Source organism: Candidatus Symbiopectobacterium sp. NZEC151 (assembly GCF_025962655.1).
GTDB lineage: Bacteria > Pseudomonadota > Gammaproteobacteria > Enterobacterales > Enterobacteriaceae > Symbiopectobacterium.
Genome location: NZ_JAGFPE010000008.1, coordinates 152,355 through 169,731, shown reverse-complemented (window position 1 = coordinate 169,731; position 17,377 = coordinate 152,355). Strand labels below are relative to the sequence as shown.

General features: G+C 53.0%; 12 protein-coding genes. 2 read left to right on the top strand and 10 right to left on the bottom strand.

The annotated features are described in order from the left end of the window. Window positions 1-58 precede the first annotated feature (58 nt). Both J5067_RS20325 and J5067_RS20320 read right to left on the bottom strand, forming a co-directional pair. Complete coding sequence (locus J5067_RS20325; RefSeq protein ID WP_264629118.1) at window positions 59-532, bottom strand: FidL; 474 nt, start codon at window positions 530-532, stop codon at window positions 59-61. Beyond that, on the bottom strand, window positions 519-1,280 hold the full coding sequence (locus J5067_RS20320) for a winged helix-turn-helix domain-containing protein (RefSeq protein ID WP_264651886.1): 762 nt from the start codon (window positions 1,278-1,280) through the stop codon (window positions 519-521). The genes J5067_RS20325 and J5067_RS20320 overlap by 14 nt, the downstream gene beginning before the upstream one ends. A gap of 944 nt (window positions 1,281-2,224) precedes the next feature. Here J5067_RS20320 and J5067_RS20315 point away from each other — a divergent pair. Next, complete coding sequence (locus J5067_RS20315; RefSeq protein ID WP_264651885.1) at window positions 2,225-3,958, top strand: lysophospholipid acyltransferase family protein; 1,734 nt, start codon at window positions 2,225-2,227, stop codon at window positions 3,956-3,958. Between the two features lie 56 nt (window positions 3,959-4,014). Here the strand turns inward: J5067_RS20315 and J5067_RS20310 are convergent, their stop codons facing one another. Beyond that, the gene (locus J5067_RS20310) at window positions 4,015-5,295 is read right to left on the bottom strand and encodes a citrate synthase (protein ID WP_264645636.1); all 1,281 of its coding nucleotides are present in this window, start codon (window positions 5,293-5,295) and stop codon (window positions 4,015-4,017) included. Window positions 5,296-5,559: 264 nt separating this feature from the next. Between J5067_RS20310 and J5067_RS20305 the strand changes: the two genes are divergently transcribed. After that, window positions 5,560-7,884, top strand: coding sequence for a Tex family protein (locus J5067_RS20305; protein WP_264651884.1), 2,325 nt, complete (start codon window positions 5,560-5,562; stop codon window positions 7,882-7,884). 182 nt (window positions 7,885-8,066) lie between these two features. Here the strand turns inward: J5067_RS20305 and J5067_RS20300 are convergent, their stop codons facing one another. The 7 genes from J5067_RS20300 to acrD form a co-directional block, all read right to left on the bottom strand. Next, entirely contained in the window at window positions 8,067-8,294 is a 228-nt protein-coding gene (locus tag J5067_RS20300) for a YdgH/BhsA/McbA-like domain containing protein (protein WP_264625087.1), read from the bottom strand. Between the two features lie 215 nt (window positions 8,295-8,509). Beyond that, the gene (locus J5067_RS20295) at window positions 8,510-9,430 is read right to left on the bottom strand and encodes an omptin family outer membrane protease (RefSeq protein WP_264651883.1); all 921 of its coding nucleotides are present in this window, start codon (window positions 9,428-9,430) and stop codon (window positions 8,510-8,512) included. A gap of 371 nt (window positions 9,431-9,801) precedes the next feature. Beyond that, window positions 9,802-11,091 (bottom strand): FtsX-like permease family protein, encoded by a 1,290-nt coding sequence (locus J5067_RS20290; protein WP_264651882.1) that lies wholly within the window; start codon window positions 11,089-11,091, stop codon window positions 9,802-9,804. Continuing rightward, entirely contained in the window at window positions 11,088-11,777 is a 690-nt protein-coding gene (locus tag J5067_RS20285; RefSeq protein ID WP_264651881.1) for an ABC transporter ATP-binding protein, read from the bottom strand. Before J5067_RS20285 ends, J5067_RS20290 begins: the two co-directional genes overlap by 4 nt. An 8-nt stretch (window positions 11,778-11,785) precedes the next feature. Beyond that, window positions 11,786-12,274, bottom strand: a complete 489-nt coding sequence (locus J5067_RS20280; RefSeq protein WP_264645631.1) for a hypothetical protein — start codon at window positions 12,272-12,274, stop codon at window positions 11,786-11,788. A 9-nt stretch (window positions 12,275-12,283) separates the two neighbouring features. Beyond that, window positions 12,284-14,029: an alkaline phosphatase gene (locus tag J5067_RS20275; RefSeq protein ID WP_264645630.1), complete on the bottom strand. Its 1,746-nt coding sequence runs from the start codon at window positions 14,027-14,029 to the stop codon at window positions 12,284-12,286. A 163-nt stretch (window positions 14,030-14,192) separates the two neighbouring features. Further along, on the bottom strand, window positions 14,193-17,303 hold the full coding sequence (acrD, locus tag J5067_RS20270; RefSeq protein WP_264651880.1) for a multidrug efflux RND transporter permease AcrD: 3,111 nt from the start codon (window positions 17,301-17,303) through the stop codon (window positions 14,193-14,195). Window positions 17,304-17,377: the final 74 nt, after the last annotated feature.

The window sequence follows — 17,377 nt, the reverse complement described above, 5'->3', positions numbered from 1 at the left end:
CCTGGCCGCTTATTACCTACCTCGTCACCGTGGTGTTACGGGGCTGCAGGGCGCGACATTAACGGATATTGCAGGCCAATTTTGACCACGCCGTGCTGATAAGATAGACATCGCGGGTCAGCATTTCGAACTCCAGGATGTCATTTTCCCCAATCATCGTAACCGCGTCATCAGGTGCATTATCCTCCGGGTTTTTATCCAGAGTGACATTCTTGACTAACAGGCGATTTTCATTCCAAACGGAGTCAAAACTAAACGTGCGCTGTATAGTACGAGGAATATCGTCTTCACCAATAAACACACCATCAATAAAAATTAATGCGCGGTTTTTATCGCTTAAATAAACATTGACATCGTATTCTTTTCTTATTCTATATTTTTCATTCCCCTCTCTGACTCTCACCTCGCCACAACAAATCACCGGCTTGTGAAAAGACTGACGCTTAAAATAATAGGGCCCCACGAATAAAACCGTCACCAATAATAACAGGCTGAACCATACCATTTTATTGCCAAGGTTATTTTTCAACATAGGTTGTGCATCCTTTTCCACGTTTGCTGCATGCAATGATGATGCGATTTCTTTTCATTCCTGAACCATGTAACGGTGTCGTCTTTGATGAAATAAACAAGACGTTATCCCCACAGAGTTCCTGATAACCTGCTATCGACTCGCGGTTGACCGCATCCTGTAATGCAAAAACATCGCACTTATTTATCACATTGACTCTGACAAAAGGCCGATAAGGGAAACGACCAGAAAATGACACCATAATCAAAATAAATAACAGAATCATACCGATGATAAAAATAATCTTGGTCGTATAACCTATCTGGAACCGGTGCGTCGAATGGTCTGGCGCAGCCAATCGGGGATTGACACCACGGGTCTGCGCGTTCATCGATGTTTCCACCGCATTCCCCACCGTGCGAACGTCCGTTGGTTGCCTGGCATAAGCTTCAATACTGTCGACATGAAAAACAATACCTGATTTCGGGACAGTAACAATCGCCTCAGCCAAACCAAAATTGCGTAATACCTTTCTAAGCAGTGAGATATAATTATTGAGATTACTGATAGAAGGAGAAAGTGAATACTTTTCTAATGCCTCTCGTAGCAACAATTCACGGCTTAATGTGACCCCCGGATTATCAATCAGAGTAGCGAGTATGCGTGCAATAGGCGCGCTCAATGAAATGGCTTCACCTTCACGATCTCGCCAAGATAAAGTTCCCTCTCCATCATTGAAAATGATGGTTTGATTAATCAAGTAGGCCATAAAAACCTCTGGGATAAGCAAGTATTATTTTAAAAATAACCTAACCCTATTGATGATATGTTTATTTACACGAAACATAGGAAATGGAAATCCTGCGACATATATCTTAGATCGCTCATTAACGCCCATGAGAATATTGGTTTAAACAATACCTTTACGCCATACCTTTACGCCATACCTTTACACGACGACATAAAAAGAGTTGAGCCGTAGCATAAAAATTTGCTCGTTTATTGTCAAAGATTATTTAAAGCTGTTTTAGATTGTTATTTACCCTAAGAAATACAAGCGCGTTTTTTGAAAGAATATGCGATTAAATATATAACAACCAAAGATAAACAAAAAAATAAAAAAGAGCTAACACGTTGAACATAGTAGATATCAAAAATGAATAGGTGCATTCCCTTCACCGTAATGCGATACGCCAAACCTATTAAAATTAAATTAATTAACGTTTTAATCTATAAACCATAAAAACAAATTTTACGATTTGAAAAAAGAGGTTACGTGCAAATACCGCAATGAACAATAACGCAAGTAAATTATAATCAAAAAAACGTATTCAAAAAACAGCACTGATGCAGCTAAATACCCTTTGGATAAAATCACCTTTGGGGTTCATCTCCTTGTGTAGGGCTTATTCTGCTGTTCTGCTCACCTCGCCAGCATGATAACTGCGAATGAATTCGCAATTATCATGCCCTGGTTACCAATATGATGTGTTTATTACGCATAATCCGCGTCACCGTGGGATTCATCCTCCGCGAAAACCTTTCCTTGTGCGCTATCTGCTTAAATAATTCGCGTTATAGGAAGAAAGTGCCGGAGCGCAGCCCACGTCGATGAAAATGAAAAGGGGCGCGAAAAAGATTATTTTTGTGTTGACATAAATGTGTCACTTCGATCGCTTAATTTGGCCTCGAAGTGTCACGGGAGACTCGGATATGTTCAGCGTAGATGCCATCCTGCAAGACCTTGCACCACACCGTCAAACGCCATCCTGGCAACGTTCTCTTCTACGCGCACTGCTGTTTGAGCGCGAAATGCAACAATTCGCCGAGCGTTACCCCCATTTGAAAGGCCTGGATCTGGTCGAGCAAATTCTGGACTATTTCAATTTCAGTTGTGAAATGGTGGAGGGGGATCTAGAAAATATCCCTAGCCAAGGGCCAGTGGTGCTGGTCGCCAACCATCCTATCGGCTCACTGGATGGCCTGGCGTTGCTGCGTGCGGTGGCGAGCGTTCGCCCCGACGTGCGTATTCTAGCCAGCCAGGTGCTCTCCTACATTACCCCGCTAAAAGGGGTTCTGCTCTCCGTCGATAACGTTAACAACCGCACCAAGCGTTCACAAATCAACGCGATACAACAGCACCTCAGCCAGGAGGGTGCCATCATTCTGTTCCCGGCGGGTGAAGTATCACGCATTAGCCTACAAGGGATTCGCGATGGGCATTGGCACAGCGGTTTTATTCGCATGGCAAGCAAAGCGCGCGCCCCCGTCGTTCCCATTCATATCAGCGGACGCAACAGCAGCTTGTTCTACCTCTCTTCTTTGCTCTACCGGCCGCTCTCAACGCTGCTGTTGGTCAGAGAAATGTTTCAACAACGCAGTCAGAAACTCAAGATCCGCATTGGCGCTCGCATCCCCTATGCCACCTGGAGCCACGGAGAGTGGAATGCCAACGATGTTGCAGCCCGTTTCCGCCGCCATGTCTATCGGCTGGGCCTGGGTAAACCCGGCAGTTTCCTGGGAGAAAAACCCATTGCTCTGGCGGAAGATCGCGCCGCACTTAAGCACGCTTTAGCCGTGTGTGAAACATTAGGCACCACGCCTGACGGAAAGGTGGTTTACCTCTACCGGCGCGGCGAAGAGGGGTATGTGCCCATTCTGCGCGAACTGGGACGGTTGCGCGAAATCGCGTTCCGCGCCGTCGGAGAAGGCTCCGGTCAGCGGCGCGATCTCGACAGCTATGACGACGACTACCTGCATCTTATTTTGTGGGATGAAAAGGAGTTGGAAATTGTCGGCGCCTACCGCTTCACTCCGACCGCACAGCAAATTGCCCATAAAGGCGTTAACGGCCTGTATAGCCACAGCCTGTTTCAGTATGGGGCAGAAATGGACCCGATTCTGGCGCAGGGCATTGAATTGGGGCGCAGTTTTATCCAGCCTAAATACTGGGGAAAACGTGGGCTCGACTATCTGTGGCTGGGGATCGGCGCGTATCTTGCTCGTTACCCGCAATATCGCTATCTGTTTGGCCCGGTCTCGCTTTCCGGCACCCTGCCACCGAACGCGCGGGATCTGCTGGTCGCCTTTTATCGCCTGTACTTCTCACCGAGTCAGCCAATGGCTACCTCACGTCGGCCTTATCCGGCCTCGTTGCCCGATGTGTTAAAACAGTTTGAAGGCACCGACTATCAACAAGATCTGACGCGGCTAAAAAGCATGCTCAACAACATGGGATGTGCGATTCCCACGCTGTACAAGCAATATTCGGAAGTATGCGAAACCGGTGGCGTACAGTTTATCGATTTCGGTATCGATCCTGATTTTAACAACTGCATCGATGGTCTGGTGCTGGTGGATATGACGCAGCTCAAACCGTCGCGCTATCAGCGTTATGTCGCCCCTTTCTTACCGGAACCACAGCCGACAGCGCCAGAGCACGCGTAGCCATTTCCCTTCTTTAATACCGCCATCCTCCGTTTTCGCGGAGGATGGCGGATGCCTTATTTCACCTGTGACGCGTAGTCACGACGCGGTTGGCCGGTGTAAATCTGGCAAGGACGATAGATTTTGGGTTCCTGCGTGTGCAGTTCCTTCCAGTGGGCAATCCAACCGATAGTACGGCCTACTGCGGAGATCACCGGGAACATGGAGGGCGGCAGGCCCATGGCTTTCAGGATCACCGCCGTGTAGAAATCCACGCTCGGGTACAGCCGATGTTCGAGGAAATAGGGATCGGTCATGGCGATATGTTCCAGCTCCATCGCCACCTGCATCAGATTATCTTTCGGCCCCATCTCATTCAGCACTTCATGACAGGTCTTGCGCAGCACGGCCGCGCGCGGGTCGAAATGGTGATACACCGAGTTACCGAAGCCCAGCAAACGGAACGAGTCGCGGCGATCTTTGGCCCGGCGGACAAAATCGGGAATACGCTCAACGGTATTGATCTCTTCCAGCATGCGCATACAGGCTTCATTGGCACCGCCGTGGTTTGGCCCCCACATGGTTGCCAACCCGGCGGCAATACACGCAAAGGGGTTGGCACCGGAGGAGCCGGATGCTCTCACGGCAGTGGTAGAGGGACATTGGCCGTGATCGGCGTGCAAAATCAGCACCCGGTTCATCGCACGTTCCAGTACCGGATTGACCTCATATTTTTCCGCCGGAACGGAAAACAGCATATGCAGGAAACTGCCGGTATAAGAGAGGTTGTTGCGCGGATAAGCCGCCGGTTGCTCAATAGAGAATTTGTAGCTCATGGCGGCCAGCGTCGGCATCTTCGACAACAGACGCAGCGCCGCCAGCTCGCGGTGTTCTTCGTTATGAATATCCAGCACGTCGTGATAAAACGCCGCCAACGCCCCGACCACCGCGCACATCAGCGCCATCGGATGCGAGTCTCGACGGAACCCGCTGACCATCCGCGAGATCTGCTCATGAATCATGGTGTGTCGGGTGATGCTGTTGACGAACCGATCGTATTGCTCACGATTCGGCGCATCGCCGTGCAGCATGATGTAACACACTTCAGTGAAATCACACTTCTCGGCCAGTTGCTCCACCGGAAACCCGCGGTGCAGCAGCACGCTATTGGCAGCGTCAATATAAGTGATGGCGGATTCGCACCCGGCAGTGTTATTAAAACCCGGATCGTAGCTGCACAGCCCCTGCGCACCTAACGGACGAATGTCTACGGCCTCTTTGCCCAACACGCCCGCGCGCACATTGAGCGCAATATTCTTTTTTCCTTCCATCGTCAGGATGGATTTCTTGACTGTCATTATTCTTTCTCCCGTCCGAATGCGCCTTTCACCAACATGACACCCCATAACGCGAATCTGCGCCGCATTAACGTAACACACTCCGCACCGCACCTTTCCTTAATACGCGAAAAAAGGTTTCATATTCGAACAATTCGCTGAAAAATTGACATAGGTAAATTTTCTGAGACGCCACAATGCCGACTGGCATTTTTGCTACGCAATCCGTATAACTGTCCCGGATTAGTTAACTCACCCCTTGATGATGATGATTGAATTCCGATTATGAATGATGCATTGAGCCAGATTATCGCCAGCGAATTGCAGGCGCGAAAGGAGCAGGTCGACGCCGCAGTCCGCCTGCTGGACGAAGGGAACACCGTACCGTTCATTGCTCGTTACCGTAAGGAAGTCACCGGCGGGTTGGATGATACCCAACTGCGCCAGTTGGAAACCCGCCTCGGTTACTTGCGCGAGCTGGAAGAACGGCGTCAGACCATTCTGAAATCGATCGAAGAGCAAGGAAAATTAACGCCGCCGCTGGCCCTGGCGATTGACGGCACCCTGAGCAAGACCGAGCTGGAAGACCTCTACCTGCCGTACAAGCCGAAACGCCGTACGCGCGGACAAATCGCCATCGAAGCCGGGCTGGAGCCGTTGGCCGACAGCCTATGGCAAGACCCAAGCCAGGTGCCTGAAACAGCGGCGCTGGCCTATGTTGCCGAAGACAAAGGCGTTGCTGATGTTAAAGCCGCACTGGACGGTGCGCGCTACATTCTGATGGAGCGTTTCGCGGAAGATGCCGCCTTGCTAGCCAAGGTGCGCGACTATTTGTGGAAAAACGCCCATCTGGTCGCTCGCGTGGTAGAGGGTAAAGAGGATGAAGGCGCGAAGTTCCGCGACTACTTTGCTCATCAAGAACCGATCGCCAACGTGCCATCGCACCGTGCACTGGCGATGTTTCGCGGCCGCAATGAAGGGGTGCTGCAACTTGCCCTGAACGCCGACCCACAGTTTGACGAACCGCCGCGCGAAAGTCAGGGTGAACAGATCATCCTTTCACACCTGAATTTGCACCTCAACAACGCCCCTGCTGACCATTGGCGTCGTGCCGTGATCAACTGGACCTGGCGTATCAAGGTGCTGTTGCATCTGGAAACCGAGCTGATGGGCACCGTGCGTGAAAAGGCCGAAGAGGAAGCCATCAATGTGTTTGCGCGCAACCTCCACGATCTGCTGATGGCTGCGCCTGCCGGAATGCGCGCCACCATGGGGCTCGATCCGGGCCTGCGCACGGGCGTGAAAGTGGCGGTGGTGGATGCCACCGGCAAACTGGTTGCTACCGATACCATTTATCCGCATACCGGTCAGGCCGCCAAAGCGGCCCCTATCGTTGCGGCGCTGTGCGTCAAACATCAGGTAGAACTCGTGGCGATCGGCAACGGCACCGCATCACGTGAAACCGAACGTTTCTTCCTCGATACGCAAAAACAGTTCCCGGCGATTAATGCTCAGAAGGTGATCGTCAGTGAGGCGGGCGCTTCAGTGTATTCTGCATCGGAGCTGGCGGCGCTGGAATTCCCCAATCTGGATGTTTCCCTGCGCGGTGCAGTTTCTATCGCGCGTCGCCTGCAAGACCCACTGGCAGAGCTGGTGAAGATCGATCCCAAATCCATCGGTGTCGGCCAATACCAGCACGATGTGAGCCAGATGCAACTGGCGAAAAAGCTCGATGCGGTGGTGGAAGATTGTGTTAACGCCGTGGGCGTCGATCTGAATACCGCGTCGGTGGCGCTGCTGACGCGCGTTGCCGGGCTTAGCAAAATGATGGCGCAGAATATCGTCAACTGGCGTGATGAAAACGGGCGCTTTGACAATCGTCAGCAACTGCTCAAGGTCAGTCGCCTGGGGCCAAAAGCGTTTGAACAGTGCGCTGGCTTCCTGCGTATCAACCACGGCGATAACCCGTTGGATGCCTCGACCGTTCACCCGGAAGCCTACCCGGTGGTCGAACGCATTCTGGAAGCCACACGCCAGACGCTGCGCGATCTGATGGGCGACACTTCAGCGTTGCGCAAACTCAAGGCGGTAGATTTCACCGACACACGTTTCGGCCTACCCACGGTAACAGATATTGTGAAAGAGCTGGAAAAGCCCGGACGCGATCCGCGACCGGAGTTCAAAACAGCCTCTTTCGCCGAAGGGGTGGAAACGCTCAACGATCTGCTGCCGGGCATGGTGCTCGAAGGTGCAGTAACCAACGTCACCAACTTTGGCGCATTCGTGGATATTGGTGTACATCAGGATGGTTTGGTGCACATCTCGTCGTTGTCCGATCGCTATGTCGACGATCCGCACAAGGTGGTGAAAGCCGGGGATATCGTGAAGGTCAAGGTGCTGGAGGTCGATCTGCAACGTAAGCGTATCGCGCTCACTATGCGCCTCGATGAACAACCGGGTGACACCGCGTCACGCCGTAGCGCCAGCAGTGGTCAACGTAACACCGGGTCTCGTCCTGCTACTCCTACACCGCGAGCAAAACAGCAACAGAGCTCAGCAGGTAATAGCGCCATGAGCGATGCACTGGCCGCCGCTTTTAAAAAACGTTAGCTTTTTTGTATACCCTAAATAATTCGAGTTACAGGAAGGCGGCAAGCGAATGAATCCCGATGAGCTTACTCAAGTAAGTGATTCGGGTGAATGAGTGCAGCCAACGCACATGTAACTTGAAGTATGACGGGTATAAGCAAAGGGAGCCATTGGCTCCCCTTGTAACGTTTGCTCGACTTCACTTATTTATACAGAACCGCAGTGCCACGCAGTTGGTTGTCGCCAGTAGCAGAAACGATACGGTAAGAAGATGCGCCTGCGGCCTGCGCTTTAGCAGCAACTTGTGATTCAAAACCGCTCAGTGTTTTAGCGCCGCTCACGGAAACGGTACCGATTTGCTCTGCGGCGAAGGTGCCGAAAGAGAGAGACGTCAGGGCCAATACTGCTGCAAAAGTTTTGATGGTTTTCATGATGCTAATCCTTATCTCTGTGGTTAGGAAGAAAACGAAGTGCTTTCGATGGAGAGAAGAATAGCGCCACTACTCGCTAATGAATAGCTAAGTGATTTGCTGTGATAAGTCAATTTTTTTGAACAAAAATAGTTTACTGTTTTAGATGTTTTATCCTGACGCCATATGCTGAGGTGCAAGACAGTCCCGTTACGGTACAAACCGCGCTGAGATTATTAAAAACGATATGCCAGGCCTGCTATTACCGTGTAATACTCATTGGCAATACCCGCAGCATGGCCGCCAATATATTCTTGTTCTCCGGAAACCTGATCGATAATTTGCGTGCCTCCCCGGCTCTCACCATATTTATTCCAACTCAGCGCGGTAAATACCCTGGCACTGGATGTCAGATAATAGCCGATGTCCACCAACACGGAATAATAACGCCCATAATTGCCTTCATCGCGAAAGGTCAGTTGGCGAAAATAGTGCTCATCATTATCGCGCGCTTTAACCCAAGGGCTGAATTTCGCGAGCGCACTCAGCTCAAAATTCTGATAGTGAAATACCCCGGTGATACCCAGATACGGGGCATCAAATTGTTGCCGGTAGCCACCCAGATTACGGTCCCGTTCAAATGCCCCCACCGTTGCACCGTTATCGTAGTGATAATACCCCCCCAGCGCCGTCCAGCTAAAATGCGTCTGTTGATAACCGGCAAGCCCTCCCAGCCGGTAATAGGGCTGACTCACAACCCAACTCTGAACCTCCATATCAAACGCATTAGCATGATTCAGGCGACTGTTGGGATGATGGGACCATTCGCTCCAGTGCGTTTGATCGTCATAGAGCCAATCATAGTCATCCATTTTTGCGCTTCGCTCAGCGAGCGTCGTCCAACCCCGTGCATTCAATGTTAAATACGGGGATATATCCCAGTTAAACGCCATTGTCATAATCGGCGTTTGCTTTATTTTCCAATCCAATTGGCTGAGTTTATCTCCATTTTCCAGGTAAACATTTTCGTGTGATTCTCCCTCTAACCATCCCAACGCCCCGCTTATGGTGGCGGAGGTAACGGTGTTTTCGGCCTGAGCGGAAAATATCGTCATCAGCCCGGCAACACAGCAGAGAATTACGTATTGTTGCTGCATGAACAATTCCTTAATGATTGCGTGAATGATTTTTATCGAAATAGAACCCGCACAAAAACAGAAAAATATAGGGATAACACATTTTTCTGAGTCATTTTATAAACATGAAGGTGCCAAATATTAACGTCTGTAATCGAATCTGAATATAACGGTGAGATGAGAGGGAATGCATTCAGAAAATGATTTACTAAAACAAGGCATTATCACCTTATTCAATCATTGGTAATCGCAGAGAGAACATATTGTCAGGTGATAACAAGGGGCCAAGCGGCCCCATGTTATACCCGTCATACATCACGTTGCAGATGCTTGCGCTGTTCAAAACGTAAACGTTTTGTCCTGCAACTCGACGTATTTAGGGTATATATCCATTATTCCCCGCGCAATGCCGCCGCAGGAGACTGTCGATAGGAGAGCACCGCCGGAAGCGTCAGCACCACGGCAGCCACTGCCAGCAGCAGCAGCACGAACCACAGATCGTCTTCACCCAACGCAATCGGCAATACAAAGCCACTCTTTTCACTCATGATGATCGCCACAGCCTGGGCAGCGACATAGCCCAGCCCCACACCGATCGCCACACCGGCAAATACCAGTGACATCAATCCGCTCCAGATCAGCAGGAAAATACCGGTGCGCGGCGCGCCGAAAGCGCGCAAGGCACCGATTTGCTTCTGGCGTTGACGTAAATGCATCACCGCCACCAGCGCCACCGCCATCCCCACCAACCCTTGCGTGCCAATGGAGATATACATCAGTAACGCACGAATATCACCGAGGATAGAATAGAGCTTCACCAGCACCTCTCCCGGAAATACTGCCTGTGTTGCCGTGCTGCGATAGAGTGAGCGCAGTTGGTAAGCGCCCGCAATGCTGAGCGGTTTTACCACAATGGCGGGCACACCAGCCTCATGATGATGCTCTTGTTGCGCATCCTGTGAATGCGCTTCACCGTCGTCATGATGTTCATGCGCATCGCCCTCAGCGTGCTCATGTCCCTCTTCGCCATCATGATGCTCGTGCTCATCGTCATGGTCACCCGGTGCATGGATGCCGTGCACACGCCACACGGCGTTAACCGGCACCAGAATGGCTTTATCCCAGGCGCTGCCGTCAGCGGGCAGCACGCCAACCACGGTATAGCGCACTTCCGCATGAGCGTGGGCTCCCTCTTCCCCGACCTGGCCGTGCACCGGGCTAAAGGTGCTGCCAATCGACAGTCCGGTCCCCGCGCCCACCACGGCTTCAAAGCCATCGTTAAACACCCGACCGGCTTGCAATGGGCGTTTCCCGCCATCGGTCACCAATGCTTCGTTGGTCCCCACGATCGGCATGCCTTGATAGAAGTCGCCAAACGCCACCGGTGCCGCCCAGGCCACCAGCGGATTTTTCTGTACCTCATCCAGCACCTGCACCGGAATCAGCGTCAATGCAGAAGGCTGAAGAAACACTGACGAGAGCACCAGTTGCGTTTCGCTCCCCGGCGCACCAATCACCAGATCGAAACGATCCGCCGCCTTGGCGCTGCCCATACGCAACGCGCGCTCCTGTAAACTCACAGAAATACTCAGCGCCGTGGCCAATGCAATCAGTATCACCACCACCACCACGCCCGGCCAAAGCCGACGCCAGTCTGCGGTAATCAAACGCCATGGGATCATCCCTGTACCTCCTGATAGCTATCCGCCACACGTTGTCCTTTTTCCAACTGAATACAGCGCGACATCAACGCAGCCAGCCGTTTGTCGTGCGTAATGGCAATCAGCGTACTGCGCTGTTCCCGGGCCAACGTGACGAGCAGGTCGGCGATCTGCTCGCCGTTATGTGCATCCAGACTGGCCGTAGGCTCATCGGCCACGATGATTTCCGGTGTCGCCAACAGCGCGCGAGCCACCGCCACACGCTGTTTCTCACCGCGCGACAGCACTTCAATCGGGCGATTACCGGTGTTCACACCCACGCGCTCCAGCAACATGTTCCCCCGTTCCTTCAGCGACGCAGGCAAGCGCCAATGGTGAAAGCGTGCCGGCAGCAGCACGTTCTCCAGCGCATCAAGGCCGGGAAACAAATTAAAATCCTGCATAATCAGACCAACATGACGGGCGCGCCAACGATCGCGTTCGGCTTCTGACAGTTGGCGAATATCCTGCTCGCCCCAACGCACACTGCCAGTGCCCTCACAGTCCATGCCGGTGATGGCATTCACTAACGTGGTTTTACCCGAGCCTGATGGCCCCATTACCGCCACGCAACTGCCCGCCGCAATCTGCAAGTGGGCGATATCCAGCACGGCGCTGGGCATATCAGGAAAAGAGATCGTTAAGTTTTCAATATGCAAATCAGCCACAGCGGCTCCTAAGGCGTATCAAAGCGGGCATCGCGCAGGCGCAACAGGCTGACAAACCCGGTTTCCGGATCCGTCCAGGAGCCAAACTCCAGCACGCCTTCCACGTCGATAATGGTGTTGTTCTGTACGAAGGTTTGCCGTTTTGACAGGTAGACCACCACGATATCCTCCGGCCAGTCGGCGTCGGAAGAGCAGAACGGGCAGAGTGCCATCGGCATTTTGGTCAACACAAAGAATTGGGATTCAGCCTTGAGCGGAGGGGCCATGAAGCCGCGCATTTTGACGCGTTTTCCCGAGAGATTTTTTACCTCATTGGAAAATTCCAACCCCAGCACGCCATACGAGGCATAGAGTTTATCGAAAGAGAGTGTGGGCAATGCGGCACGCGCGGTACCGATCAGGCTGAGCATCAACACGCCGACGCCGACCATGCGCCACAACGCCGAGAAGAACAACGGCGGGGTCTCCCCCGCCGGACGTAAAGTAAGGCTCTTCATTACAGCGCGTTACTTGGTGGCTTGTGGTTTCAGCGCCAGCGCATCAACAATCACGCGGAACAGCTCGGTGTTTTCCATATAGCCGCGAATCCGCTCACCGCCAGGGCCGCTGGCCTGAATCACCATGTCATCCACGGCGTGAACGCCAGTGTCCGAAGAGCGCGGCAGAATGCCTTCACGGAACACGGCACCCGGGACGTTTTCATAGGCCTTGTTCGCCACATACTGGTCTTTTTCGTTCTTGATGGCAGGAACGAACTGATTATCCAGTTTCGGGCGGAAGGTTTCGTAGTAATCCGGGTAGTTGTTGAAGAACACCGCTAACCGTTTGGAAACGTTGATGTCATCCGGATAGCCGTCTTTGTTGGCATCCTGGTAGTTCGGGAAGCCCGCATCTTCATACACGCCCACTTTTTCACGCATCTCGGTACCAGGCTTGTTGTCATCAATAGTACCGATAATTGACAAGCCGTGCGTGTGGTCACCGGTCACGATGATCAGCGTATCCGGGTTTTTCTCAGCAAATTTTTTGGCGATAGCCACGGACTGATCCAGCATGATGGTGTTGGTAAAGGCGCGTTCCCAATCCAACGGGTGAGAGGCTTTGTCGATCAGCGCCGATTCCACCATCAGGAAGAAGCCGTCTTTGTTTTTCGACAGCACATCCAGCGCCGCCTGCGTCATGTCGGTCAGATCTGGCTGATTGGGGAATTTCTTGGTCACGTCATTTTTCAGGAAACGGCGATCCAGCACACCGTCCATATTGCCGGTGTGGAACAGCCCCAGCAGTTTGGTGGCCTGCTCAGCATTTTTCTTCAACCCATCAGCGTCAGTAACCAGCGTATAGCCCGCTTGCTGGAATTTCTCAACGTAGTTGGTGTCATCCTTACGTTTGGAGCCAGCTGTGCTTTTCGGCAGGAAGTAGGCAGAGCCGCCGCCCAGCATGACCGTCGGCTTCACGTTGTAGAACATCTCAACGATTTCCGCTTTATCGGCGCGACGACGAGTGTGAGACACCACCGCCGCTGGCGTGGCATCTTCCAGTTCGGCGTCACTGACCACGCCAACCGACATCTTGGAAGAACGGGTAATCAGTTCGCCCAGCGTTTCCTGTTTCGGGTGCTCCAGCGAATTCTTGCTGCGGCTCACGTAGACACCCAACGCATTCACGCCAGATTTGTGACCCGTCATGTAGGCGCTCATAGTGTTGGCGCTGTCTGCCGCGATAGAGTCAGTACTTGAAGTACCGGCAAACGCCATGTATTGCAGATCGTCAATCGCCAGACGACCATCGGCTTTCCCTTCGGTCACGCCTTTGGAAAGGATGCGTGCGCCGGTGCGGTGCGCCACAGAGAGGCCATCACCGATAAACAGAATGACGTTCTTCGCTTTACGTTTTTCCGCGCTGGGGTAGACATCCCAGGTCACTTTCGCCGTTTTGCCGTTAGCCTGTGCTTCCACGTGATACTGACCGGCCTGCGGCAGGAACACATCACGGATCCATACGGCAGAAACATCCTGCCCGTCTTCGCGCTCAACAAAGGTGGCGGATTTACCCAGCACCTGCTGGTAATCCTTGCCGTTAATCAGAATGCGAACATCAGCGGGTTTCACTACAGAATCAAACTCGACTTTAAAGTCAAACTTACCGCCAGCCAGCATGGTGGCGCGGTCGATAGGGTAAATCGCTTGAGCCTGCGCGAACCCCGGCAGGGTGGAAGCAAAAAGCAACGGCAGTAGCCAACGAGCGTTCATGGTCATGTCCTTGAGCGATAATATAATCACGACATAACCTAGTTACCTTTGTTTACAGTTTGATGAATGTTGACAGGTATGGAGGTGTTTATTCATTACGTGGTTGGCAGGAAAAAAATCCCCGTGACTCCCACGGGGATAAGGAAAGAGAGACCAATAAGCACTACTCCGTTTTCTCTCTCAATGGGAAGCGGCGTCGAACTACGACGAAAAACAGGGGAACAAAGAAAATCGCCAGCACGGTAGCTGCGACCATGCCGCCAATCACGCCGGTGCCCACCGCGTGCTGGCTGGCGGAGCCCGCACCGGTGCTGGTTGCCATCGGCAACACACCAAAAACAAAGGCCAGTGACGTCATCAGGATGGGGCGCAAGCGTTGGCGGGAAGCTTCCAGCGTGGCTTTGACGATATCCACGCCTTTGTGGTTGAGATCGTTGGCAAACTCTACAATCAATATGGCGTTTTTGGCTGAGAGCCCGATCACTGTCAGCAGGCCGACCTGAAAATAAACGTCATTTTCCAGCCCGCGCGCCCAGGTCGCGATCAATGCACCCAACACGCCGAGCGGCACCACCAGCATCACGGAGAACGGCACGGACCAGCTTTCATACAGCGCCGCCAGACACAGGAACACCACCAGCAGGGAGATGGCATAGAGTGCCGGAGCCTGTGCCCCGGTCATGCGCTCTTGCAGCGACATGCCAGTCCACTCCAGCCCAAAACCCTCCGGCAATTTAGCCACCAGTTGTTCCATCACATCCATGGCAGTACCGGTGCTGACGCCGGGCGCAGACTCACCGAGGATCTCCAGCGCGGAGAAGCCGTTATAGCGTTCCAGACGCGGCGAACCGGTCATCCACGAGGTTTGGGCAAAGGCGGAGAACGGCACCATGCCCCCGCTGTCATTACGCACATACCATTTGTTAAGATCGTCTGGCAGCATACGGTAGGGCGCAGCCGCCTGCACATACACCTTTTTCACCCGTCCGCGATCGATAAAATCGTTCACGTAAGTGGAGCCCCAGCCAATCTTCAGCGTACTGTTGATGTTGCTGATGGACACTCCCAGCGATTCTGCTTTGCGCTGATCGATGGTGATTTGCATCTGCGGACTGTCGTCCAGACCGTTGTGGCGAACCCGGGTCAAACGCGCATCTCCCGCTGCCTGCGCCAGCAGCGTGTCACGCGCCGCCATTAAGGCGTCGTGCCCCAGCCCAGCGCGATCCTGCAATTCCATATCAAACCCGGATGCGTTACCCAAACCGGAAATCGCCGGTGGTGTACTGGCGAAAACCCGCGCCTCATTGATACGGCGGAAGGCGCGCGTTGCCCGTTCAACGATGGCTCCTGCACTGTTTTGCGCGCCGGGGCGTTCATCCCAATCTTTCAGGCGAACAAACAGCTGTGCCACGTTCTGGCCGTTACCGCCGGGGCCGTTACCGACGGCGGTAAATACCGATACCACGTTCTCTTTTTCTTGCGTCATGTAATAAGCTTCCACCTTCTCGACCACTTTCAGCGTTTGCTGCTGTGTCGAGCCGGGCGGTAGCTGGATCTGCGTCATAAAGACGCCGCGATCTTCCTGCGGCAAAAACGAGGTGGGCAAAGTGCGGAACAGGAACGCCATCACGCCAATAATCGCGAGGTAGAGCACAAACCAGCGGCCACTTTTGACCACTATCTTGCCAACACCGTGTTCGTAGCGTTCAGAGAGCCGATTAAACTGACGATTAAACCAGCCAAAGAAGCCGCGTTTGCCGTGGTGTTCACCTTTCGCCAGCGGTTTCAGCAGCGTGGCGCACAGCGCTGGGGTTAAAATCAACGCCACCAACACTGACAGCACCATGGCGGAGACGATGGTGATGGAGAACTGGCGGTAAATAGCACCGGTGGTGCCGCCAAAAAACGCCATCGGTACAAACACCGCAGAGAGCACCAATGCAATTCCCACCAGCGCACTTTGCACCTGTTGCATCGATTTGCGCGTGGCGGCTTTGGGGCTCAACCCCTCCTCGCTCATCACGCGCTCCACGTTTTCCACCACCACAATGGCATCATCCACCAACAGTCCGATGGCAAGCACCATGGCGAACATGGTCAACGTATTGAGGCTAAAACCAAAGGCATAGAGCACGGCAAACGTACCCAGCAACACCACAGGGACCGCGATAGTGGGAATGAGCGTAGCGCGGAAATTTTGCAAGAACAGGTACATCACCAAAAACACCAGCAGCACCGCTTCCAGCAGCGTTTTCACCACATCCTCAATTGAGGCTTTTACAAAGGGAGAGGTTTCGAACGCGATTTTCGCTTCCAGCCCGTGCGGGAAAAACGGCGCCAGTTCGGCCAACCGTGCACGCACCAGCTTATCGGTTTCAATTTCATTGGCCCCGGACGCCAACTTGATACCGAGGCCAGAGGCAGACTGACCATTGAAGCGGCTCAGCGAGTCGTAGTTTTCTGCCCCCAGTTCAATCTTCGCCACGTCGCCCAGCGTCACCGCGGAGCCATCCTGATTCACACGCAGGGTAATGGCGCGGAACTGCTCGGGGGTTTGCAACAACGAGCGCGCGTTTACGGTGGCATTTAGTGACTGATAATCTACAGATGGCGTACCGCCTACCTGACCCACTGACACCTGACTGTTTTGCGATTGAATGGCGCTCACCACATCGCTGGCCGTCAGGGAAAAGGATTTGAGTTTAGACGGATCGAGCCAGATGCGCATGGCATACTGCGAACCGAAAATATCGACGCTGCCCACTCCGTTGATGCGGCTGAGCGGTTCCTGCACGTTACTGGCGACATAGTCGGAGATATCCTGCTTCTCCATGCTGCCGTCTGTCGAGACGAACGCGATCATCAGGATATTGGTGTCCCCCGTCTTGTTGACGGTGACCCCCTGTTGCTGCACATCCTGCGGCAGTTTTCGCATCGCCGATTGCAACTGGTTCTGCACCTGCTGACGCGCGTTATCCGGATCGGTGCCCGCATCAAAGCTTAAGGTAATGCGTGACTGGCCGGAGCTGCTTTGCGATGACATGTACATCAGATGATCGAGCCCAGTCATGCTTTGCTCGATAATCTGCGTCACGGTGTTTTCCATGGTCTGCGCGGAAGCACCCGGGTAAGAAGCGTTGATACGCACATTGGGCGGTGCCAAATCGGGATATTGCTCAACCGCCAACGAGGCAATCGCCATCATGCCACCCAGACTCAGCAGGATGGCCAGTACCCAGGCAAAGATCGGGCGATCAATAAAAAAATTCGCCATCGAAACAACGCTCCTTCAGACTATTTTTATACGTGGCGCATATAATTCCCTAATATACCCTAAATAATTCGCGT